This is a genomic window from Variovorax sp. SRS16 (assembly GCF_901827165.1).
Lineage (GTDB): Bacteria > Pseudomonadota > Gammaproteobacteria > Burkholderiales > Burkholderiaceae_C > Variovorax.
In genome coordinates this window covers 5,604,222-5,626,988 of the sequence record NZ_LR594666.1, presented here as the reverse complement: position 1 = coordinate 5,626,988, position 22,767 = coordinate 5,604,222, and the positions used below count along the sequence as shown (strand labels likewise).

The window sequence follows — 22,767 nt, the reverse complement described above, 5'->3', positions numbered from 1 at the left end:
CTCTGCTGCTCCATGACAGCCGCCGCCGGGTTCGATGTCCTCATGTGCACGCACCGGTTGAATGCCGAGCTGCGACGCGCGCTGGCTTCCTGCTTCGACCAGACCCTGAAACCAGGCAGCCTCGTGCTGGTTGTGAACGGCCTGCAGATCGGCGACGCAGAGCAGGCCTATCTGGACGACCTCGTGCGCACATGGCCCGCATTGCGCGTGCTGACGACGCCGGTCCGCGGCCTGATCTTCAGTCTCAATCTGGGCCTTCACGCGTGCCGGGCGCCGCTGGTAGCGCGCATGGACGCCGACGATCTGGCACTGCCGCATCGCTTCGAGCGACAGGTCGCATGGATGCAATCGCACCCGGAAACCACGATCCTGGGGACCTGGTACGACCATGTCGATGCGCGCGGGCAAGTGACGCGAAGCCTGCAGCTGCCGATCGAAGACGCGCGGATTCGCCGCGCGCTATTCTGGGGCAACCCGCTGTGCCATCCCAGCGTGATGTACCGCCGCCAGGCCATTCTGGATCTGGGCGGCTACCACGGAGGACTGCACGCCGAGGACTACGACCTGTGGCTGCGCGCCAGCCGCCGGCCCGATTGCGGCTTCGCCAATCTGCCGGAGGTCTGTCTGCACTACAGCGCAGCTTCGACGGGCGACGCGCGCGGGTCTCGCCAGGCCTATGCCTCGGTGCTGGCCAGTCAGGCGCGACAATTGGTCACGGGCGGTGGCTTGCTGTGGGCGCCGGCGCTTCTGTGGACCTTGGCGAAGCTGCTGTTTCGCTCAGCGTGACCCAAACCCCGTGAGCACGATCCTGGTGGTCTTGAAATAGATCAGCAGATCCATCGCCAACGAGTAATGCGTGACGTAGTAAAGGTCATAGCTGAGCTTGATCGCAGTCTCTTCCTCATTGCCCGCATAGCCCTGTTGCACTTGTGCCCATCCCGTCAGGCCAGGCCGCACCAGGTGGCGATAGGGATAGCAGGGAATCCGCTGCGCGAACTCGCGCACGAAGCGCTCCTGTTCCGGGCGCGGGCCGATCAGGCTCATGTGGCCGCGCAGCACGTTCCACAGTTGCGGCAACTCGTCCAGGCGTGCGCGCCGGATGAAGCGACCCAGGCGCGTGATGCGCTCGTCATCGACCACGGCAAAGCGAGCACTGGCGTCGAGCGTCTCGTGCCGCATGCTGCGAAGCTTCCAGATCCTGAATTGCCGCCCATGCAAGCCGACGCGCATCTGGCTGAACAGCGCGGCGCCCGGCGAATCGATCTTCACGGCCAATGCCACCAACGCGGTCAACGGCACCCACAGCGGAGCAAAAAGGAGGACCAGGGCGACGTCGATCGCGCGCTTGGCCACGTCGTAGGCCGGATTGCCATCGATCTGCCACAGGTCGTCTTCCTCACCCTCGGGCAGCATCTTCCGGCCGCTCAGGAGTTCGGCCACCGCCTCCACGCTGTAGAGCCGCACATGATGGAGCTTGAGGCTGCTCAGCAGCTGGCTGCGTCCATCGCTGGGCGGCACATGGCGCTCGAGGACCACGCCGTCGCCGGCCGGCATCGGCCCGGATGCCGAGGCGTCGCTGGGCCACGGCTCCAGGCGAATGGACGGATTGCGCGAAAGCTCCTTGCCGATCAGACGCTGCAGTCGCGCCGGCACTCCGGCATCCAGGTAGAGCAGCCGTTGTGCGTGACGCCGCCGATGTAGCCAATCGCCCAGCACGAACCAGGCCGTGGACAGCACATAGACCAGCACCACCGCACCGCGCGAATAAGGCCGCTGCAGCAGCGCGAAGCTGAGCGGCGTCAGCAGGAAGGGGATGGCCGTGGTGACCACCAGCAGGCTGCTGCGCTCGGCGGCCGGCAGGCCGGAGCCGCGATAGAGCCAATGCGCGGCCAGCATGTAAGGCAACGCGCACCACAGCACGGTCTGCGGGAACTGGTACGTGACCAGAGCGGCCTTGTGCAGTCCGACCGCGATCAGGTAGCTCAGCAGCAGCGTCGAGATGCCTGCGAGCGACCAGCCGAGCTGCGCGCCTTGCCGCCGCGCCGTCGACGACGCGAGGGTGCCTTGTTGTTGCTCAACGCGCGGGGTCGCTGGCTGGCTCATGGCGGGCGATTTGACCATAGAGCGTTTCCACTGCGCGGGCCATGGGCGCGGGCGTGAAACGGGCTTCGTAGCGCTGGCGCGCCGCATGGCCGAGGCGGGCGCGCAGTGCGGGCGCGGCGGTCAGCGCAAGAAGTGCTTCGGCCAGCGCGCCGGCCTCGTTGGCCACCAGCAGCCCATGCGTGCCGTCGTCGATCAGTTCTCGCATGCCGGGGAGATCGCTGGCCACGATCGCAAGTCCGGCGCGCATGGCTTCAATGACCGAGATGGGCAGGCCTTCATGGTCGGACATCAGGACGAAGACACCGTGCTGCGCCAGCCGCTTCGGCACGTCGTCGGCATCGCCGGTGAAGTCCACCGCCTGCAGCTTCAGTTGCCGGGCCAGGGCGCGATGGGCCGCCATGTCCGGTCCGCTGCCGATCAGGCTTGCCGGCACTTCGTGGCCGAGCCGGGCGCGCAGCAAGGCCAGCGCGTGCAGCAGCAGGTCGGGCCGCTTGGGTCGCGCCAGACGCGCGACCATCACGATGCGTGCCGGCGCGTGATCCGGTTGCGCACGCTCGGGCGTATCCGCCACGCCATTGGGAATGACGCTGAGACGGCCTCGCGCAATCGGCAGGCGGCGGGCCAGTTGCATCTCGTGGCTCGAGACACAGACCATGTGCGCTGTCAGTCGCGCCAAGGTCCATTCGGCCATCCAGGCAGCCCAGCGCTGCAGCCGCGGAATCTCGGGCTTGAAGCCGAAGCCGTGCACCGTATAGATGACCGGGATGCCGGCGATGCGCCCCGCGATGCGCGCCACCACGCCGGCCACCGAGCTGTGCGCGTGGAGGGTGTCGGGCCGGTGCTCGCGCACCAGACACAGCAGCGCGCGCACCGCCGCCAGCGTGCGCAGCGGCGACAGCGAATTGCCGAGCTGCGGCACGGCGCATACTGGAATGCCCAGCGTCTGCAATTCATCGCCCAGCATCGAGCGTGGTGACGCGCCGCCGATCGCGGCCACGAAGCGCACGCGCGGCGCCAGCGCCAGGCAGAGCGCGAGCAGGTGCGTCTGCGCGCCGCCGCTTTCGCCCTTGGTGATGACCTGCATCACCTTCAGAGGATGGGAGGCGCGTTCCAATTAGTTCGTGTAGCCCGTGGGATTCATCGACTGCCAGCGCCACGCGTCCTCGCACATGCGGGCGATGTCATGCTCGGCCTGCCAGCCCAGCGTGGCGCGTGCCAGCGTGGTGTCGGCATAGCAGACCGCGACGTCGCCGGCACGGCGGGCGACATAGCGATGGGCAATGGGCCGCCCGGTCACCCGCGCAAAGGTCTCGACGAGCTGCTTGACGCTGACGCCGGCGCCGGTGCCCAGGTTCACGGTGATGGATTGCTGCCGCTTCGCCAACTGCTCCAGTGCGGCCAGATGGCCGCGCGCCAGATCCATCACATGGATGTAGTCGCGCACGCCGGTGCCGTCGGGCGTGGGATAGTCGTCGCCGAAAATATTCAGGCAGTCGCGCTGGCCCACGGCGACCTGGGCGATGTAGGGCATCAGGTTGTTGGGCGCACCGCTGGGCGCTTCGCCGATGAGTCCGCTCGGATGCGCACCGACCGGATTGAAGTAGCGCAGCATCGCGATCTTCCAGCGCGGATCGGCGCGCTGCAGGTCGCGCAGCATGTCTTCGCAGACGAGCTTGGTCCGGCCGTAGGGGTTGGTGGCCTTCAGCGGTGCGGTTTCGGGAATCGGCACCTGCTCGGGGTCGCCGTAGACCGTGGCCGATGAGCTGAACACCATGTGCCGCACATCCGCGCGCTCCATCGCCTGCAGCAGGCTGAAGGTGCCGCCGACGTTGTTGTCGAAGTAGCGCAAGGGTTGGGCCACCGATTCGCCCACCGCCTTCAGGCCGGCGAAGTGGATGACGCTGTTCACCGCATGCTGCGCCAGGACACGGTCGAGCAGCGCGGCATCACGCACGTCGCCTTGTTCGAACTCGAAGGCGTTGCCCGCCAGCCGGCGCAACCGGTCGAGCACGCGCGCATCGCTGTTGCACAGGTTGTCGAGGATGACCACCTTGTGGCCGGCCTCCATGAGCGCCACCGCGGTGTGCGAGCCGATGTAGCCGGCGCCGCCGGTGATGAGGATGGAAGGTGTCATGACTCGCGCTTTCGAGCTCGAATTTATCTTGAATGGATCGCTCGATCCAAAAAATCGAAGTCAGCGCGGCTCAGGAACCGGTCTTTTGCTCAAAAAGAGCGCGCATCTCACCGACCCGCCAGCGGCGTATTGTCGAACACCACCTCCACGCGCTGCCGCGACTTGACGCCCCGTCCATCGATCTGCCCCGGTGCAAACCGCGCAGCCATGAAGGCTTCCCGCGCAGCCTGCTCGAACGCGGCAGGCAGGTCGGGCTTGTCGGCGATGACGTCCTGCACCTTGCCTTGCTCGTCGATGAAGAGCGACAGGATGCCCACGTAGCGGGCGAGGGCCGTCTCGCCCGGCGGCGCCGCGAGGAGGACCGGCGTCATGGCGACGGGCGGGACCGACAACAGCGGGCGCGGCACATAGTCGTCGCGGTCGGCTGTGGCCACGGCCGAGGAGGCGATGGCGATCGGCGCTGCGGCCTCCGCGCCCGCAGCCGGCGGCGGCGTTGCAACCGGTGGTGCGGCCGTTTCGGCGATGGGTACTGCTTCGACGCGGGGCGCTGGACGCGCGGCGGGCGTCGCTGCAACGACCGGCTCTGCGACAGCCGGCCGCTGCGGCGCGATCGGGGTCACGGAAGGCGCGGCGGTCGGCGCAGGCTGCAGACGCACCTGGAGGGTCCGCGGATTGCCGCCCGCGCCGTGTGCCGCTTGCCTCGGCGCGACATGGACGGCAAGCAGCGACGCATGCAGCGCCAACGAGAAGATGGCGCAGACCGGCAGCACCCAGCGCCCGGCACGGAGCCGGCTCGCCGCGAATCCCGGCCCTGGCAGCGTCGTCGATGCCAGGGCCGTCATCGGCGAATCAGTCCGACAGCTCGCGCCATGAGGTCCGGTGCGCACTGCCGCTGCCCGTGATCGGGGGGATCGGCGGGGTGTCGGGTTTGAGGTCGCCGTTGCTGCCCTGCGTAATGATGCGTATGTTGCCGTTGCTGTCCTTGACCCAGGTCAAGCCGACGATCAGCGAGTTGCTGCTCCACTGCTCGCCCGTGGGGTTGGTGGTGATCACCCCGCCGTTGGTCACGTCGAGGTAGTAGCGCCAGGACGAGCCGCCCGACGCGCAGGCATCGCCGTTCGGGATGGCGGTCGCGATCGCCAGCGTGTTGAATTGCAGGGTCAGGTTGGTGTTCACGCGTTCCCCCGCGTGCGGCAGGTCGACCCACCAGCCGGCCTTGGTCGTCCAGTCGACCGTGAGATTCGTGACGGAAGCGGAAGGTGGCGTGGTCGTGTTGTCCACCGTGAAGGTCTGCTGGACGAAGTCGGCGGTATCCGCGCGCACGTCGCCCCAGCCGGTGGCGGTCAGCGGGTCCTTGATGGCGTAGATGCTCTGCTGCGTCATGTCCGTGATGTCGGAGACGCCCAGGTAGCGCCCTGTCGCGACCAGGACCACGGGCTTGCCGGAGACTTGCGCCAACTCGGGCTTGGTCGTGATCGGCTGCGGTGTCGTCGTGTTGATCTGGAACTTGGCGAGCTGCATCGCGGCCTGGTTCGGCGCTACCAGTTTGTCGACGTCGAAGCGCCAGAGGTTGCCCTTCAGGTCGCCGCCGTAGAAGCGCTTGCCGGTGTTGTCGGCCGGGTTGTCGATCCAGGTGTTGATCTTCGCCAGGCCGCTCGGGTCGGTGCTGCTGCCAACGCCGGTCGAGATGTCGAGCAGCTTGGTGCCGCTGTTGGCGTTCAGCACATACAGATGGCCTTGGCCGTCGCCCGAGGTGTTGTTGTAGCCCGAAGCGAACGCGACCACCCAGGTGCCGTCGGCGCGCTTGGTCACCACGGGATTGCCGAAGCTCAGGCCCAGGTTGGCATCGGTGAACTCCCAGAGCGCCTTCGGGTTCGACGGGTCGGTGATGTCGAGCGCGTAGTAGCTGCTCCCGCCGTCGTTGAGGCCGCCGACCAGGATGGTCTTCCAGGTAGTGCCGACCTGGATGTCGGCCATCACCGGCGCGCCGTCCACATAGTACTGGTGCTTCGATGCATAGCTTGCATCGGCCAGCTTGTAGAGATTGGGCATCACGGCGGTGGGCACGTAGGCCCAGAGTTCGGTGCCGCCGTCGGAAGGATCGGCCGAGAAGGCATGCAGCATGCCGTCGTTCGCGGCGACGTAGACGACGTTCTTGCGCAGGCTCTGCGCCGTCACGAAGTCGGCGTAGCCGGCATCGCCGTAGGTGAAGGGCGGCTTGCCGACGTGGACCGGCGCGCCGTTGATGATGTCGCCCAGCACATGGTCGCGCGCGCGGTAGAGCGCCGAACTGGTGGTGCTGATGCCGGTGGATGCGGTCGCCACGGCCGTCTCGTAGCTGCGCACGCCGCTCAGGTAGTTGATGAGATTGGCGCCGGTGTTGGCGAGCGTCTTGTCGGCGGTCGTGAGCGTCGCGCACTGCGTGGCCACCGCAGCCTGGGAGCAGAAGTTGTCGAAGTACGCCTGCTGCGCGGCGCTCAGGTTGCTGTAGGTGAAGCTCTGCAGTCCGCTCGCACCGCTGAAATAGATCTTGCGGCTCGTGGCTGGCGTGGTGTCGAGGATCGTCTGCGCGGACCAGCTCGGTGTCGCGGCGATGCTGGCATCCGCCGCATTGAGTGTGAAGGCCTGCAGGTCGCCGGTCCAGGTCCCGGTGGTGTAGCTGGCCCGGTAGACCTGGTTGTTGTTGCCTGCCACCAGTTCGAGGGAACTGGTCGAGGCCGCCGAGGCCGAGCCCGCGACCTGCTGAACGGTGGTGATAACCCCATTGATGGCGTCGGCGAGCAAGCTGGCGTTGAGCGCCGAATAGTATTGGCCGCGGCCATTGACGGCGGCATGCCAGAGGTCATCGATGTTGGTGGCGTCACCGTTGGGGTTGGGTGTCGGCCAGTTCACGGCTCCGCTCTTGAGGTCGGCAAAGGCCCCCACCGTCTGAGTCAGGTAGTTCCTGTCGTAGGGCAACGTACCGCTCGCACCGAGACCGATCGTGAAGGTATTCATGTGCTGCATCGTATTCAAGTCGGTGCCCACCGGCCGCACGATGTCGGCACAGACGTCCTGACTGCTGCCTGAACTGGTCGAAGTGCAGTTGCCCAGCGCGCTGTTGCGCAGGTCGTTCTTGTAGTAGTACTCGGCGACGTCGGCGAGGGTGTTGGGCGAGCCGCCCGACGTCGATGGCGTTGAGGTCGAGGTGCCTGCCGTGTAAGTGCCGATGACCGGCGAATCCGTGGTGTAGGTGAGTGTCGACGGGGACCAGTTGCCGGTGTTGGTGATCGCATCCGTGGGCCCACTGCTGACCGGGGCGGTCTGACAGGCCGTGTTGGTCGAACTCCCGGCGTTGTAGCTGGCCGCAGGGGGGTCGATAGGGTCCGTAGTGGTGGGATTGGTGGTGGTGCTGGTATCGGTGATGACGACGGTGGTATTGCCGCTGCTCCAGGCCGGAACTGCGGCTGTGCTCTGATTCGTGGAGGTCAGGGTGCCGTCGGTGGTGACCGTCGTGACGTTGTATTGCGACGTGCCGGACTGCGGCGTGAAGAATTGCTGGGTTTGCTTCTCGGTCGCGGTCTGGGTCTTGGTCGAGACCAAGTAATACCCGGTCTTCGTGCAGCTGTTTTTTGATGTGCCGCCGTTGGACTTGGTCCCGGGACCGGAGGACGAAACGGTGGTTCTCGTCCAGGTGATGGTGCGCGATTGCTTGCTGGACGTTTGGTTCCTGGTTGCCGGTGCGGTCCAGGGCGTCACCGTGGTCACGATGCTCCTAGTGTCGTCCCGCATCGGTCGATCTTCCGTGCCGTCCTGCTGGCCGATGGCAGTTCGGCCATCCAGTCGCACGCTGTTGTTGCTGTTCCAGTAACCGTCGGTGGACAGCAGCGCATAGTTGCGCTGGCAGGAATACTGCATCGGGTCGTACTGTTGGCGCGGGATCTTCTTGGCGAAATAAAGACCGGCCTCGGCCAGGGCGGTAGGCAGGGGCGTGCTGCCGTTCGGCGCTACGCCATACAGACTGCTGTAAAAGTTAGCCTTCTGGGTGGCGTCGAAATCCTTGACGTCGCGAAAGTAGTTGGTGCCATCCACCGCCGCGGTGTCATAGATGGTGGTGAAGCCGACTCGGTAATTCGCATCGAGTGCCGAGATCGCGCGACCCATCGCGGTGCGCATTAGCAGGTAGCGATGGCTGTAATACGAATACCAGTTGGCGTAATTCTGCGCGTCGGACGACGAGCTGGTCATCACCCATTTGGTGAAAATGGAACTCGGCACCGAAGTTCTGGTGCTGCACTCGGTAAAGAAGGTGTTGGAGATGACACCACTGGCCGTGTAAGTCCAGCCCATCTTCGGTTGGCTGCCGCTGTACCTGTAGTAATAGCTGTTGGCGAGGTTCGTCGTGGAGCTCGACGCGTTGAAGCCGTCGGCCTTCGCTGCCGAAAAATTGGCGTTAGGGAAGGACGTGCCGTCCGCATTCAGCGGCGGGTTGTAAGTCGTCGTGGGGTCGTAGGCCACGCCGTTGCATTGAGCCGACCAGTAACCGTACCAGTTCGTGTAAGGCTGATCGCTCGTATTCTGGGATTGCCCCAGATCATCGGGCATGTAGCTCCAGTTCATGGAACCCGACGAATCCAGAATGAACAGGAGATTCGGCTTGGCCTGGACGGTGGGACGCGTGGCCAGCGGCTGGTTCGACAGGTCCGTCAAGCCCGCTTTGGCCGCCGGCGCAAATGCCGCGATCGTCAGGGCGCAGACCAGCAGCGACAAGCGCGCGCAGCGGGCGGCGCGCCCATGGGGCTCCAGGGCGAAGGCGGCAATGGCTTTGTTCTTCATGGCGTTGGATTCCTCTGCTGGCGCCGATGGCGCCCCCTCATCAGAAATGCACGATGGTCTCGGTGAAACTGGCGGTATTGCGCGCGCCGAGCACGCGCACGACGATGCGGTAGTAGGTGCTGGACGTGGCGCAGGGGAGCGGGGCTCCGCCGCCGTAGTCAAGCGCGCCCTTGGACCCGCACGCGGGGGCGCTGGTCGCAAGCTGGGCGCAAGTGATGCTCGTGTCGGTCGTGAAGTCGCCGGGTTTGGAGCAGAGCCTGAATACGATATAGCTCGCCTGGTTGCCGTTGATGGTGGCGGCGATGCTCGCCGGCAGCAGGGTGCAACCGGTGTACGAGCCGCTGGCTGCGGCCTTGCAATTGTTGGCGTCCCAGTCGACCAGCTGGCGATTGGCCGTGCCGGCCAGCATCTGGCCGGTGACATCGACCGGCGGCTTGATGGTGACGCCGTCCGCCGCGAGTTCCTGCGTGCTCGCGTAATAGCCGCTCGTGGCGAGGTCGGTGTTGAGGCTGGCGTTGTTGAGCGTGAGCCAGTCGATGGCCTGGCGCGCGGCCTGGTCGGCCGCCGCGGTGGCATCCTGCTTGAAGCCGATGTTGCCCAGCAGCAGGCTGCCGGTGTCGACGGAGCGAACCAGCGCCAGCGTTCCGAGCGACAACGCGACCAGTGCGAGAAGAGCGAACAGGAGCGAGATCCCGCGCTGGGCGGACCCGCGCGAACGAGCGATGGATGCGTGCATGTGCATGGTGGTGACTCAGGAATTCCAGAGCACGTTGCGCAGCGGCACGATCGTGTCGTAGACCTTGTAGCGGTAGTGCTTCCATTGGTCCAGCCCGTCGACCTTGAGCGTGATGCACTTGCTGGTGCCGTTGCACGTGGTCGTCGTGGGACCGGTGATGGTGGCCGAGGTGCCGACGTCCCACAGCGGGTTGGCCTGCGTGACCTCATCCTTCTCGAACTGGTTGCTGCGCGCCACCAAGGCAATCCGGATGGCGACCACGCGCTGCCAGTCTGCGTTGGTGAGCGGCGTGATGTTGTCGTAGGTATCGACCGCGATGTTGCCGCTGGCATCCAGCGTGCCTTTGCCGTACAGCGCCTGCAGGTTGATGATCTGCGGGTAGAGATCCTGCGAAGCGTTGACGCCGGTGACGGGCGAAAGCTCGCTGACCTGGAGGTTGTTCGCGTTGTTGACCGTGTTGATGGAATAGGTGCGAAGAACCATCGAGCCCATGTTCAGCAGGTAGTCGTCCTTGACGTAGCCGCTCGGCGGAAAGACGCTGTTCTGGTTCCATTTGCCGCTGGTGCCGGCGACATGCGGCACGACCGTCGGCGACAGGGTGGTCGCGGGGGAGGCGGTGTCCGAGGTCACGTTGAACAGGCTGCACCAGTTGCTGGCGCCCTGCAGCTTCGGCACGGCGATCATCATGTTGTTGACCACCGCGCCGAACGACGAGACCACCGTGAAATGGTTGTCCGTCGCGGTATGGGCGCCCGACAGGGCCATGGGTGCCGAGAAGCCCGAGGTTCGCCCGCGCAGGACGGTGATCGAGTCGGGCGCATCGCCGCCGCCATCGTTGATGACGACCGGCGCCAGCGTGAAGGTGAACGGCGAGCCGCTCACGTCGAACTTCGCCTTCACCGGGCAGCCCAGCGCGTCCAGGCTCGAGGTTGCGCCGTAGCCCGACATCTCGATGTCGCGCTGAAGGGTGTAGAGCGACATCGCGCCGTTGACCTGCGCGTCGCTGCCCATCGCGACCGATCGCTTCTTGCCTTCGGCCACTGCGAGGACCTGCGAGATCACCAGCACGGTCAGCATGCCCAGCAGCAGGCCGATCATGAGTTCGACCAGCGTGAACCCGCGTTGCCCGGCCCGTTGGGTGAGTTTCATCTTAGCTCCCGGATTTCGCGACCGTCGTGTGCGTGACGTACTGATGGGCGTCGCCGTTCGGCATGGTCCAGTTGATGGTGATCGCCACGTCGCCGGTGGTCGCGGTGACTGCCACAGTGCCGGTTCCTCTCGGCAGATCGTTGGCCACCTTGGTCTGCCACTCCTTGCAACGCGCCTGCGAGGCACACCCGGTGCCGTCGTAGCTCGCCATATTGGCGAGGTCGGACCACATGCGGCCGACCACGTCGCTGGCCAGGAAGGCCGCGTCGGCACGCACCTTGGAATCGGTCTGTGCGCGTGTCATCGCGCCCTGCAGGCCGACCAGGCCGAGCACGCCGAGCATGAACAGCAGCATCGCCACCATCACTTCGATCAAGACAACACCCTGGACGCGGCGGGGCGCGGCGGCCCGTGGTCGTTGGAGGAATTTCTTTTGGGCGTGCATTTCCGTTACGGGCTTGGGGGGACGCAGAGGCGCGGGTCTTTGGTGTCGGTCACGCGCGGATCGCACATGCGCACCAGCCCTCCCGGCGAGACCACGATGCTCAGGTTGACGCTGCCGGTCGCACCGGTCACGTTGATAAACCCGATCGTGCCCGCGCCCGCGGTCGGAGCGATCCGTCCGAAACCATCGAAGGTGACGGCCATGCCGGCGGTAGCGTTGTCGGCCTGAAAGGCAGCGACCGTGATGCCGCCACCGGATGCCCGGCCCGTGACGAGCATCGGCGAGGAAGTGGTCGAAGGGGCGTCGGCACAATGGCCCACCGGCGAGTTGATGCTCACCACCCAGGAGCCGCTGGTGCTGGAGAGGGTGCAATCGTTGCTCAGGGTCGTGGGATCACCGACCGCGACGAGCCAGAAGGACATGCTCTGGTTGCGCCGGACCGCCTCGGCGCGTGCGATCTGCAGGCCGTTCTGAAGCGAGTCGGCGACGTTCCGGATGCGCGTGTTGCCCGTCCAGTTGGCGACGGTGGGCATGGCCATCGCGAGGATCATCGCCAGCACCGTGATGGTGACGATCAGTTCGACGAGCGTGAAGCCGCGTTGACGCATGGTTCTGCTCCGCGGGTCAGCAGGTGGGATCTTTCGAGAGCCAGCAGGTCACGTTGACGGTCGCACCCTTGAACATCGTCGTGCCGCGATCGCCGCTCTGGTTGATCGTGTAGACATGGCCGATCGCCCGACCTGCGCTGCCCGTGGCGGTGATGATGTAGCTCTGCTGCGTGGAGTCGCCGGCAGCGGTGTCGGCTTTGCATCCGAAGGTGAAATACTTGGCGCTGCTCGGCGCGAAGTTGTTCCAGCCGTTGGCGGTCGGGTCCGATGCGCAAGCCGTGGCAGCGGTGCCGTAGTTGCGGTTGTCCTGGTAGTACTGCTCCATCTTCGTCCGGAAATCGGAGAGGAAGCCGAAGGCCTCCTGGATCTGGCCGCGGCGGATGTAGTCGATGTAGGAAGGAACTGCGATCGAAGCCAGGATCGCTACGATCGCGATCGTGATCATCACTTCGATCAGCGTGAACCCCGACGTCCGAAGGCGGCGAGGTGCTGCGCCACGGCTGAAAGGGCCAGCGGCCATCGATGGTGAGTGGCAGGCGGTTTGCACTGTGGTGACTTTCAATCGAATGTCTTAATGGCGGTCACCAATTGTCACAAGCGAGGCTTTCATGGCGTTGCCGTCCATCTGCCGGCAAGCGCCTTTTGTCAATTCATGGTGTTGAAAGCGTGAACTTTTGAATGAACTAGAGCCCAGCTTCGAATTGCCGAACTTCATGGCAGACACCGCGCAGGCCGCACATCCCATGGCCGGACACACTGCTGCCGAAAGGACAGGAACATCGCGACCCTGATCGATCCGAAGCCGCTGGGCCAGGCGCTCCTCATGCCACAGCAGCTGGCCAGGGCATGGACCTGCGCACTGCTCATCGCGCTGCCCTTTCTCTTTCCATGGGCCGCAGGCCCATCGGTCAACACGTGGCAATTGCTGGCGGCCTGGAGTTGCTCGGCGCTGCTCGTGATCGTGGGACCGGCCGCAGCGCTCGCGCCTCGTCTGGCCGCCTGGCTGGCATTCGGCGCAGCGTGGGTGCTGCTCGGGCGAGGACCCGGTACGGTTCCCGGTCTGTCGGCCGCCGCGGCAGTCGGCGTCGTGGGCCTCGCCGCGTGCGTCGGCGCGGGGCTGGCGCGCTCGCCGAAGTGGCTGGCCGGGGCCTTCGGCTGGGGTCTGCTCATCGCAGGCCTCGTCAGCGCCATCCTCGGCCTGCTGCAGTACTACGGGATGGCCGATGCGCTGGCGCCCTGGACCACGGCACCCAAGCTCGGCGAGGCCTACGGCAACCTGCGCCAGCGCAACCAGTTCGCCACGCTGATCGGCATGGCGCTGATCGCTGCGCTGTGGCTGTACGCGACCCATGGGCGCGGCGTGCGCACGGCGCTGTGGCCGGCAGGGATTCTGCTCATCGCAGCGGCTGCCGCATCGACATCGCGCACCGGGCTGATCCAGGTCGTGTCGATCAGCATCATCTCGGCCTTTTTGGCATGGCGCGAGCGCCAGCCTTTACGTGCGGGCAAGAGCGATTTTCGGCTGCCGTCGCCCTGGCTTCTGCTGGCGATCATCGCCGTGTACTTCTTCTTCGCGTGGCTGCTGCCGACGCTGGCCGGCCCGGAAGTCGAAGGCATCTTCGGCCGCCTGCGCGAGGGCGAATCCGATGCTCACGGCCGCGCCGTGCTGTGGCACAACGTGCTGGCGCTGATCGCCCGGCATCCGTGGCGCGGCTGGGGCTGGGGCGAGCTGAGTTACGCGCACTACGCGACCTTCTACAGCGGCCCGCGCTTCATGCTGATCCTGGACAACGCGCACAACCTGCCGCTGCACCTCGCGGTCGAGCTCGGCGTACCGGCTGCCGTGCTGATCTGCGGCAACTTCGGCTGGATGATGTTCGCTGCGCGTCCGTGGCGCGAAACCGATTCGACGCGGCTCATGGCCTGGGGCATGCTCGCGGCGATCCTGCTGCACAGCCTGCTGGAATATCCGCTCTGGTACGGACCGTTCCAGCTGGTGTTCGGGCTCTGTCTTGGGCTGCTTTGGCCGGCGGCGGAAAAGCCGAGGCCGGCATGGCGTGCGATCCCTGTGTTGTCGAGGGGCGCCGCGGTCCTCCTGCTGGCGGTCGTCGGCTACACAGGCTGGGACTACAACCGCATCAGCCAGATCTATCTCGCGCGCGACGAACGCCTGCCCGCCTACCGCGACGACACGCTGGCCAAGCTGCAGGGCTCGTGGCTCTTTGCGAGGCAGGTGCAATTCGCCGAGCTGACGCTGACTCCGGTAGACAAGGCCAACGCCGCCAGGATGCATGCGCTGGCGTTGCAGATGCTTCATTTCTCGCCCGAGCCGCGCGTCATCATCAAGCTGATCGAAAGCGCCACGCTGCTCGGACGCGACGACGAGGCCTTCGCGCAGGCAGCGCGCTTCAAGGACGCGTTTCCGAACGACTACGTGCGCTGGCTCGCCGGCAAGCCGCTGGAAGAGCCGCCCGATTGATCGGCAGCGACGTAGCTCCCCGACTTGCCCCCATGCTTCTCGAGCACATGCACATCGGTGATGCGCATGCCGCGGTCCACCGCCTTGCACATGTCGTAGATGGTGAGCAGCGCGACCTGCACCGCGGTCAGGGCTTCCATCTCGACGCCGGTCGGCCCGACCGTCTCGACGGTGGCGGTACAAGCCACCTGCGGAACCTCGCCGCCCGCCACCGCGAAGGCCACTGCCACGCGCGTCAGCGCCAGCGGATGGCACAGAGGAATCAGGTCGCTGGTCTTCTTGGCGGCCTGGATGCCCGCGATGCGCGCGACACCCAGCACGTCGCCCTTCTTCGCGCTGCCCGATTCGATCAGTGCCAGCGTCGAGGCCTGCATCTCGATGCAGCCCGTCGCCACGGCCACGCGATGGGTTGCGGGTTTGGCGGCCACGTCGACCATATGGGCCTGGCCCTGGGCGTCAAAATGGGTGAGAGAACTCATGTGAACGTTCGGCAGAGTGCCGCATCATACGAGGCCGAGCCATAGACGAGGAATGCCACGCGTGACTCCTTTTCCCCTTGATTTCTTCCGCACCCTGTGCGCGATGCTGTTGATCGCCTCGCAGCTCGCGCTGCCTGCGCCGGCCCGCGCCCAGTTGCTGCCGGGCCTGGGCGACGGCGGCGAGATGACCGCCAGCGCCGAGCGCCATCTCGGCGACCAGATCGCCCGCGAGATCTACCGCGATCCCGACTACCTCGACGACCCCGTCCTGCTCGAGTACGTGGACGGCATCTGGCAGCGGCTGCTCGCAGCGGCACGCACCCGCGGCGAGCTCACGCCCGAACTCGACGAGCGATTCGCCTGGACCATCCTGCTGGACCGCGACCGCGACATCAATGCGTTCGCGCTGCCTGGCGGCTACATGGGCCTCAACCTCGGCCTGATCGCGGTGGTCGGCAGCCCGGACGAGCTCGCGACCGTGCTCGGCCACGAGATGTCGCACATCACGCAGCGCCACATCTCGCGCATCATGGCGCGGCAGAGCAAGCAGACGCCGCTGGTGCTGGCCGGCATGGTGCTCGGCATGATCGCTGCGGCCAAGAGCCGCAATCCGGATGCTGGCCAGGCCGTGCTGGTCGGCAGCCAGGCGCTGTTCGCGCAGAACCAGCTTGCGTTCTCGCGTGACATGGAACGCGAGGCCGACCGCATCGGCTTCGGCGTGATGACGCAGGCCGGCTTCGCGCCGCAGGGCGCGGCCGCGATGTTCGAGAAGCTGCAATACGCCGCGCGCCTCAACGACAACGGCTCCTATCCGTACCTGCGCAGCCATCCGCTCACCAGCGAGCGGATGGCGGACATGCAGGCGCGCTTCCAGTTCAAGGCCGGCAACGCCGCCGCCGCGATCCCGCTGACGATGGACCACGCGATGATCTCGGCCCGGGCGCGCGTGCTGGCGCGGCCCGGCGTCGACATGCTGCGGCTCTGGGTCGACACGGCATCGAGCGGCGAGTTCGCGCGCAGCGCGCCCGCCCAACAGGCCGGCATGCTCTACGCGGCGGCGCTGTCGGCCAACGCGCTGCGCGATTTCAGGGCGGCGCGCGCGCAGGCACAGCGGCTCGTCACGCTGACGGCCGGCGATGCGGCGGGCTCGCGCCTGGCCCGCCTGCTGTCCGCCGAAATCGAACTCGCGGCGGGCGCGGCGCCCAAGGCAGCGGCGCTGCTCGATCCCAAGGCCAAAGACCGGCCCGAGATGCTGCTGGCCGCTCAGGCTGCGGTCGCCACGCACAACCCGACGCCGATGGTGGCGCCGCTGCGCGACTGGGTGGCGGTTCATCCGCGCGACGCGACCACTTGGCGCACGCTGTCCAGTCTCTACAACGCGCAGAACGACACGCTGCGCGCGGTGCGCGCCGACGCCGAGGCCAACGTGGCGATCCTCGATTACCCGGGCGCGCGCGACCGTCTCAAGGCCGCCCAGGAACTGGTGCGCAAGAGCGAGGAAAAACCGGGCGGCACGCCGATCGACCACTACGAGGCGTCGATCATCGACACCCGCGAGCGCGCGGTCGAGGCGCTGGTGAAGGAGCAGGCGGCCGAACCCCCGCTCAAATAGGGCGCCGCCGCATGGAAATCCTGGTCGTCGTCGGCACGCTGTCCGGCCTTGGTGGCATCGAGACCTGCGTGCGAATGCTCGCCGAGGAAGCCGAAGCCGTCGGCGATCGAGTGCGCATTCTTGCGCTCAGCCCGAGCGTTCTGGATGCACACTGGCACGATGGGCTGCTCTATACCGAGGTCGCGAACGGACCGAGGTCGCTCAAGTGGCAGATGATCCCCGGCCTGCCCGCAGTCATCGGCGCCTGCAGGACCCATCGGCCCGACGTCGTGATCGCGATCTATGGCTCCAGCATTCCGCTGCTGAGGTTGAGCCTGTTCCTGGCGCGCCTGCGGCGGCCGGTCATGGCGTGGCTGCATTTTTCGACGGCGCACAAACAGCGCACCAGCCTTCTTCGCTTTGCCCATGGCCACCTCTGCATCAGCTCGCAGATCGCCACGGCGGTGAAGGAGACCGCCGGCGTCGATGCCGACAGGGTGCACCTCGTCTACAACGGCGTGCGCATCGATTCGGCGGCACGGCTTGCCCGCTCGACCGGCGGGCCGCTGCGCCTGCTGCATGCAGGGCGTCTCATGGTCGGAAGACAGAAGCGCACCGACGATCTCCTGCGCGCGCTTGCACGCGTGACGGGCGATTGGCAATTGGTTCTCGTCGGCAAGGGAGAGTCCGAAGACGATGTCTTCCAGCTGCAGGCCTTGGCCGAGCGGCTCGGCATCGCCGATCGCCTGCACTGGCTGGGATGGCAGTCCGATCCCTGGCATGCGGTCGGGACGGTGGACCTGCTTGTCATGTGTTCTGCCTTCGAGGGTTTTCCGATGGTGTTGATCGAAGCCATGGCGCACGGCATTCCTTGCCTCAGCAGCGACTGTCCCTCGGGCCCGACCGAAATCATCCAGCCGGATTGCAACGGTTGGCTCTATCCGGTCGGCGACGAGGATGCGCTCGCGCGCCGTATCCGGACCCTGGTCGATGATCGTTCCCTGCTTCCCGTCGCCGACGCGGTTCGTGCATCGGTGGCCCCATTCAGCAGCCGCAAGATGTATGAACGGATACGGCAGGCGATCGACATCACGATCGAGCGTCAGGGGCGTGGCCATGCCGCCTGAGGTCGGGCCGCGCGGCGGCCCGTGCCATGCCGGATGGCCGGCCAGCGATCAACGCTTCGAGAACAGCCCGCCGAGTGCGGCCTCGATGATGAGGCCGATCACCGAATAAAGCAGCGAGCCGATCAAGGCGGAGACGAAGCCGTTGACATGGAAGCCCGCGAGCAGGCCCGACGCGGCCCAGAACAGCAGCGCGTTGATGACGAACAGGAACAGGCCCAGCGTGACGATGGTGACCGGCAGCGTGAGCACCACCAGCACCGGCCGCAGGACCATGTTGAGCAGCCCGATCACTGCCGCGGCGATCAGCGCCGAACTGAAGTTCGTCACCTGCACGCCGCTGTAGACGTACGTCACCGCGAGCAGCGCCAATGCGCTGAGCAGCCATTTGATGAGAAGTCGCATAGCGGCGCAGGATACACCGGGCATGGCGCCGCAAACCTGACGCCGTGCACCGGATGCAGCGGCCTATTCCGCGAACTCGTTGGCCAGCACCAGCAGCGCGCCCATGCCCAGCATCGCGCCCGGCAGCACCCAGCCCGAATGGCTCGCGGGCGGCTGGCCCGGCGCGACCGGTTCGAGCTCGGCCCCGATCTTCGGGCGGCGCGCATCGACCACCCGCGCGGCGCCGTGTTCCTGCTTCAGCCGCTGCGTGAGCTCGGTGAGCGGGCCCTTGGCCACGAGCGCGGTCACCAGATCGCCTTCGCATTGCAGCAGCGGCACCAACTGGTCCTGCACCTTGGCGAACCACTTGGCGCGCCAGTTCTCTCGCGCGCTGTGGCTTACCCACTTGCTGATGCGATGCGTCATGCGCGGCGCGCAGGCCACCAGCACCCAGTGGTGCGGGCCTCTGGCATGGGCCGCCTGGGTCGCATCGGCCGCCAGGCCGGCGATGAACTCGCGCGCGTAGGCCGCGTCATCGACGTAGAGGATGATCTTTTCCATGGGTGCTCCTTCTTTCGTGGCTGAGAGTGAGAGAGGCATCGGCCGCGGATCAGGCGGTGACCGTGTTCGCCGACTTCGGGTTGCGCGCGGCGATCCATTTGCCGATCGCCAGCACCAGCAGCGCACCGGCCGTGCCGGCCAGGTACTTCGCGGCGTCGGTCGGCGGCACCTTGGGCACCCAGGTCCATTGCGCCGTGTCGACCAGCGCGGGATCGGACACCGCCATGGTGCCGGCGATCCAGCCGAGCAGCATGCCGCCGAGCGTGATGATCACGGGGAAGCGGTCCATCAGCCTGATGACCAGCTGGCTGCCCCAGACGATGATCGGGATGCTGACCAGCAGGCCGAAGATCACCAATGGCATCTGGTGGCCGTCGCTCGCGCCCTGTGCGGCGCCGGCGATGGCGATCACGTTGTCCACGCTCATCACCAGGTCGGCCACGATCACGGTCTTGACCGCCGCCCACACCTTGTCGCTGGCGGTGATGCTGCCGTGCGGATCGTCGGCGTCGGGTACCAGCAGCTTGATGCCGATCCATACCAGCAGGATGGCGCCGGCCAGTTTCAGGAACGGGATTGCCAGCAGCGTGAGCGCGAAGAAGATCAGCACCACGCGCAGCACGATGGCGCCCGCGGTGCCCCACAGGATGCCCTGTGTGCGTTGTGCCGGCGGCAGCTTGCGGCAAGCCAGCGCGATCACCACCGCGTTGTCGCCGCCCAGCAGGATGTCGATCATGATGATCTGGCCGACGGCGACCCAGAATTCGGGGGTCAGAAACTGTTCCATGAAGTCCTCTGTTCGTTCGATCCATTCCGGGCAGATCGGATGAAGCGGCTGAAATGAGGACCGGGGGCTCCGGGACTTGCAATCGCTTCGATCAAACCTGCGCAGGTTCAAATCGAAGGTCTTGCTCGGCAGCGTGGGCTGCCCGACAGGCCGGAAGTTTTTGATGCTTCGTATTGACGACCTGACGATACCCGCTCTGATGAAAAGCGGACGGGAGCTACTCCCCTTCGTGTGCCGGAATTAGAGCAGCCGGGCGTCGGCGTGGCAACGCATTTTTTCGAGGGCTTAAGAAAAATGAATCTACAACGCGCGTCCACTGGGCATTTGTTGCTATTGTTTTGGTAGCATCCATAACCTTCGGTGGTCGCGGGCCTTTGCCGGTCTATGATGCCCGCTCGCCTTTCCAGACCGTCCATGGCCGCCATTCACATCACCGACATCGAGGCCGCCATCAACCACTGGCGCGAGCTCAAGCCATCGCCCGATGGCATCACTCTGGCGCCTGAATTGCGCGCGCTGGCCGAGGTCTACGCGCTCATGGTGTTCCACCATGAAGATGAGGTCGACGAGGTCGGCTTCCCGTCCGAAGCCTGGGCCGCGTGGCTGGCCTGGTACCAGACCACGCCCGACACGCCCTGCATCGCCATCTGCTCCACCAGTCAGGGCGACGACGAATGCAAGGGTTGCGGGCGCAGCTTCGACGAGGTCCAGCACTGGCCCGCCATGACGCCGGGCGAGAAGCGCGCCACCTGGCGCCGCATCACCATGCAGGACACGGCCTGGCGCTTCAACAAGTACGCCGAGCGGGCGCGCGAGGCCGAGCCCGTGTGGCCCGATGACGCGATCGCCGAAGCGCCGCCCGAGGGCGCGGGCTGAGTCCTCATGCGCCGCCTCGCCCAAGCTCCCAATCTGGCGATCGCGACGCTCTGGGCGCATGCGCTGCGCGAGGACGGTGTCGCCGTGTCGGTCCAGCGCGAATACCTCGGCGGCGCAGCGGGCCAGCTGCCGCCCGATCAGTGCCTGCCGGAAATCTGGGTCGAGGACGAGGCCCAGTTCGCTCTTGCCGAACGCCTTCTGCGTGAGTTGCAACACCGTCCGCAGCGGCGCTGGCAATGCAGCTGCGGCGAGCTGGTCGAGGGCGGCTTCGAGCAGTGCTGGCGCTGCGGGAAAATGATGTAACCCCCAGTCTCCGCGCACTTCGTGTCGCTTCGCCAACCCCCTTGCAGGGGGCAACACCTGCGGCCCGGCAAAGCCGGTTCCGCGGTGTTTCTGGAAGGGACGGGAACGGGGACGCGCCGGCGGCGTTACTTCAGTCGCACGAGCTCGATATCGATGCTGTGCGTGCCATCGCCCAGCATCAGCGCGCCTTCCTGCACCGTGGCCTGCAATTGCATCGAGCGCTGCGCGAGCGCGGCGAGGGATTGCGATGCGAGCGTGGGTACGCGGAACACGCTCAGATTCTGCGGCCGGGTGAGCTTGTTCTCGATGCCGCGCCACCAGATCTCGGCCGCATGATTGAAGCAATAGACGATGACCTCGTCGGCCCTGCCGCAGGCCTTGATGATGGGCTTGTCCTCGGGCTGGCCGACCTCGATCCACAGCTTGATCTCGCCGGTGAAGTCGCGCAGCCAGACGTCGGGCTCGTCGGGATTCGACAGGCCGGCGCCGAAGGCCAGCGTGCCGTCGCCGTGGCAGACGTCTTGCAGCTTGTACGCATTGAGGGCCAGCGCGACGAGGCGGATCATCATCCGCTCGTCGGTCTCGCTGGGATGCCGCGCCAGGGTCAGCGCGTGGTCCGCGTAGTAGTTGTGGTCGATGTCGGCGACGGCGAGGTTCGCCTTGAAGATCGTGGACTTGAGGGCCATCAGGCCCGCCGCGCGAGCTCGGCCGCCTTGCCGGTGTAGCTGGCCGGCGTCATCGCCAGCAGTCGCTCTTTCTCGACCTCGGGGATGTCGAGCGATCGGATCAACCCATGCAGTGCCTCGGCCGTGACGCGCTTGCCGCGCGTGACTTCCTTCAGCCGCTCGTAGGCGCCCTGCACGCCGAAGCGCCGCATCACGGTCTGGATCGGCTCGGCCAGCACTTCCCACGAAGCGTCGAGGTCGGCGGCCAGCGCCTCCTCGTTGAGCTCGAGCTTGCCGAGGCCGGTCGCGAGGCTCGCGTAGGCCAGCACGGCATAGCCGAAGGCGACGCCGACGTTGCGCAGCACGGTGCTGTCGGACAGGTCGCGCTGCCAGCGGCTGATCGGCAGCTTCTCGCTCAGATGCCGCAGCAAGGCATTCGCGAGGCCGAGATTGCCCTCGGCATTCTCGAAATCGATCGGGTTGACCTTGTGCGGCATTGTCGACGAACCGATCTCGCCCTGCTTCAGTCGCTGCTTGAAATAGCCCAGACCCACATAGCCCCAGACGTCGCGCGAGAAGTCGATCAGGATCGTGTTGGCGCGCGCCACCGCATCGAACAGCTCGGCCATGTAGTCGTGCGGCTCGATCTGGATGCTGTAGGGCTGGAAGCTGAGGCCGAGGCCGAGCGGCGCCGGCGTCTCGACGACCTTGCGGCTGAACGCCTCCCAGTCGAATTCGGGCCAGGCCGCGAGGTGCGCGTTGTAGTTGCCGACCGCGCCGTTCATCTTGCCCAGCAGCTGCACCGACGCGATCTGCGCACGCGCTTTCGCCAGGCGCACGGCGACATTGGCGAGTTCCTTGCCGACGGTGGTCGGGCTGGCCGTTTGGCCGTGCGTGCGCGAGAGCATCGAAACGGCGGCGAATTTGCCAGCCATCTCGCGCAGCGTCGCGATCAGGCCGTCGATCGCCGGCAGCATGACCTTCTCGCGCGCGGCCTGGATCTGCAGCGCGTGGCTGGTGTTGTTGATGTCCTCGCTGGTGCAGGCGAAGTGGACGAACTCGGAGGCCGAGAGCAGTTCGGGCCGCGCCTCGAACTTCGACTTGATCCAGTATTCGACGGCCTTCACGTCGTGGTTGGTGGTCTTCTCGATCTGCTTGATCGCGACCGCATCGGCCTCGGAGAAATTCGTGACCAGGCCGAGCAGGTACTTGCGTGCGCCGCCGGTGAGCGGCTTGAATTCGGGAAAGCCGCAGTCCGACAGCGCGATGAACCAGGCGACTTCGACCTGCACCCGCCGGTGCATGTAGCCCTGTTCGCTCATCAGCGGCCGCAATGCCGAGAGCTTGGCCGCATAGCGACCGTCGAGGGGGGAAAGGGCGGAGACAGTGGAGAAGCTCATGGCCGAATTTTAGGTGGCGTCCCGGGGGAAGCAATTTCGTCCCTCGCGGCGGCGCCGGCCCTCGGCAAAGGCACGATTCCGCGGCGTGCGCCTTCACCTAGAATCGAAGTGCCACAACGACGACCCCC

General features: G+C 66.2%; 22 protein-coding genes. 6 read left to right on the top strand and 16 right to left on the bottom strand.

Translation table 11 applies throughout. The features are described from left to right. Positions 1-12: 12 nt before the first annotated feature. Entirely contained in the window at positions 13-786 is a 774-nt protein-coding gene (locus E5P2_RS27085) for a glycosyltransferase (protein WP_162570172.1), read from the top strand. On the opposite strand, the gene E5P2_RS27080 is transcribed toward E5P2_RS27085, so the two are convergent. From E5P2_RS27080 to E5P2_RS27035, 10 genes are all read right to left on the bottom strand, one after another. After that, positions 778-2,121: a sugar transferase gene (locus E5P2_RS27080; protein WP_162570171.1), complete on the bottom strand. Its 1,344-nt coding sequence runs from the start codon at positions 2,119-2,121 to the stop codon at positions 778-780. The two genes, E5P2_RS27085 and E5P2_RS27080, sit on opposite strands and share 9 nt — an antisense overlap. Beyond that, positions 2,075-3,217: a glycosyltransferase gene (locus E5P2_RS27075; protein ID WP_232080865.1), complete on the bottom strand. Its 1,143-nt coding sequence runs from the start codon at positions 3,215-3,217 to the stop codon at positions 2,075-2,077. The genes E5P2_RS27080 and E5P2_RS27075 overlap by 47 nt, the downstream gene beginning before the upstream one ends. Continuing rightward, positions 3,218-4,237, bottom strand: coding sequence for a UDP-glucose 4-epimerase GalE (gene galE, locus E5P2_RS27070; RefSeq protein ID WP_162570170.1), 1,020 nt, complete (start codon positions 4,235-4,237; stop codon positions 3,218-3,220). 107 nt (positions 4,238-4,344) lie between these two features. After that, complete coding sequence (locus E5P2_RS27065; protein ID WP_162570169.1) at positions 4,345-5,079, bottom strand: energy transducer TonB; 735 nt, start codon at positions 5,077-5,079, stop codon at positions 4,345-4,347. A gap of 7 nt (positions 5,080-5,086) precedes the next feature. Continuing rightward, positions 5,087-9,052 (bottom strand): pilus assembly protein, encoded by a 3,966-nt coding sequence (locus tag E5P2_RS27060; protein WP_162570168.1) that lies wholly within the window; start codon positions 9,050-9,052, stop codon positions 5,087-5,089. A gap of 40 nt (positions 9,053-9,092) precedes the next feature. Beyond that, a complete protein-coding gene (locus tag E5P2_RS27055) occupies positions 9,093-9,788 on the bottom strand; it encodes a pilus assembly protein PilX (protein ID WP_162570167.1) in 696 nt (231 codons plus the stop codon). A gap of 15 nt (positions 9,789-9,803) precedes the next feature. Further along, a complete protein-coding gene (locus tag E5P2_RS27050) occupies positions 9,804-10,937 on the bottom strand; it encodes a PilW family protein (protein ID WP_162570682.1) in 1,134 nt (377 codons plus the stop codon). A gap of 1 nt (position 10,938) precedes the next feature. Next, positions 10,939-11,304 (bottom strand): type IV pilus modification PilV family protein, encoded by a 366-nt coding sequence (locus E5P2_RS27045; RefSeq protein WP_232080943.1) that lies wholly within the window; start codon positions 11,302-11,304, stop codon positions 10,939-10,941. 83 nt (positions 11,305-11,387) lie between these two features. Further along, positions 11,388-11,990: a GspH/FimT family pseudopilin gene (locus E5P2_RS27040; protein ID WP_162570681.1), complete on the bottom strand. Its 603-nt coding sequence runs from the start codon at positions 11,988-11,990 to the stop codon at positions 11,388-11,390. Between the two features lie 16 nt (positions 11,991-12,006). Further along, the gene (locus E5P2_RS27035) at positions 12,007-12,510 is read right to left on the bottom strand and encodes a type IV pilin protein (RefSeq protein WP_162570680.1); all 504 of its coding nucleotides are present in this window, start codon (positions 12,508-12,510) and stop codon (positions 12,007-12,009) included. Between the two features lie 303 nt (positions 12,511-12,813). On the opposite strand from E5P2_RS27035, the gene E5P2_RS27030 reads away from it, so the two are divergent. Next, entirely contained in the window at positions 12,814-14,469 is a 1,656-nt protein-coding gene (locus E5P2_RS27030) for a PglL family O-oligosaccharyltransferase (RefSeq protein WP_162570165.1), read from the top strand. On the opposite strand, the gene moaC is transcribed toward E5P2_RS27030, so the two are convergent. Next, the gene (moaC, locus tag E5P2_RS27025) at positions 14,421-14,948 is read right to left on the bottom strand and encodes a cyclic pyranopterin monophosphate synthase MoaC (RefSeq protein ID WP_162570164.1); all 528 of its coding nucleotides are present in this window, start codon (positions 14,946-14,948) and stop codon (positions 14,421-14,423) included. The genes E5P2_RS27030 and moaC overlap by 49 nt on opposite strands. A gap of 52 nt (positions 14,949-15,000) precedes the next feature. On the opposite strand from moaC, the gene E5P2_RS27020 reads away from it, so the two are divergent. Together E5P2_RS27020 and E5P2_RS27015 are read left to right on the top strand one after the other, a co-directional pair. Next, positions 15,001-16,560 carry a M48 family metalloprotease gene (locus E5P2_RS27020; protein ID WP_162570163.1) on the top strand — a complete coding sequence of 520 codons (1,560 nt, stop codon included), beginning with the start codon at positions 15,001-15,003 and terminating at the stop codon, positions 16,558-16,560. An 11-nt stretch (positions 16,561-16,571) separates the two neighbouring features. Then, a complete protein-coding gene (locus tag E5P2_RS27015; RefSeq protein ID WP_162570162.1) occupies positions 16,572-17,666 on the top strand; it encodes a glycosyltransferase in 1,095 nt (364 codons plus the stop codon). Between the two features lie 48 nt (positions 17,667-17,714). On the opposite strand, the gene E5P2_RS27010 is transcribed toward E5P2_RS27015, so the two are convergent. The 3 genes from E5P2_RS27010 to E5P2_RS27000 form a co-directional block, all read right to left on the bottom strand. Beyond that, the gene (locus E5P2_RS27010) at positions 17,715-18,068 is read right to left on the bottom strand and encodes a phage holin family protein (RefSeq protein ID WP_162570161.1); all 354 of its coding nucleotides are present in this window, start codon (positions 18,066-18,068) and stop codon (positions 17,715-17,717) included. Positions 18,069-18,131: 63 nt separating this feature from the next. Then, positions 18,132-18,608 (bottom strand): hypothetical protein, encoded by a 477-nt coding sequence (locus E5P2_RS27005; RefSeq protein ID WP_162570160.1) that lies wholly within the window; start codon positions 18,606-18,608, stop codon positions 18,132-18,134. Between the two features lie 49 nt (positions 18,609-18,657). Beyond that, a complete protein-coding gene (locus E5P2_RS27000) occupies positions 18,658-19,395 on the bottom strand; it encodes a TerC family protein (RefSeq protein WP_162570159.1) in 738 nt (245 codons plus the stop codon). A gap of 414 nt (positions 19,396-19,809) precedes the next feature. On the opposite strand from E5P2_RS27000, the gene E5P2_RS26995 reads away from it, so the two are divergent. Further along, positions 19,810-20,271 (top strand): DUF3717 domain-containing protein, encoded by a 462-nt coding sequence (locus tag E5P2_RS26995; protein ID WP_162570158.1) that lies wholly within the window; start codon positions 19,810-19,812, stop codon positions 20,269-20,271. Between the two features lie 6 nt (positions 20,272-20,277). Further along, a complete protein-coding gene (locus E5P2_RS26990) occupies positions 20,278-20,574 on the top strand; it encodes a putative signal transducing protein (RefSeq protein ID WP_162570157.1) in 297 nt (98 codons plus the stop codon). A 125-nt stretch (positions 20,575-20,699) separates the two neighbouring features. Here the strand turns inward: E5P2_RS26990 and E5P2_RS26985 are convergent, their stop codons facing one another. Further along, positions 20,700-21,260 (bottom strand): YaeQ family protein, encoded by a 561-nt coding sequence (locus E5P2_RS26985; RefSeq protein WP_162570156.1) that lies wholly within the window; start codon positions 21,258-21,260, stop codon positions 20,700-20,702. Continuing rightward, positions 21,260-22,639, bottom strand: coding sequence for an adenylosuccinate lyase (gene purB, locus E5P2_RS26980; RefSeq protein WP_162570155.1), 1,380 nt, complete (start codon positions 22,637-22,639; stop codon positions 21,260-21,262). Before purB ends, E5P2_RS26985 begins: the two co-directional genes overlap by 1 nt. Positions 22,640-22,767 lie beyond the last annotated feature (128 nt).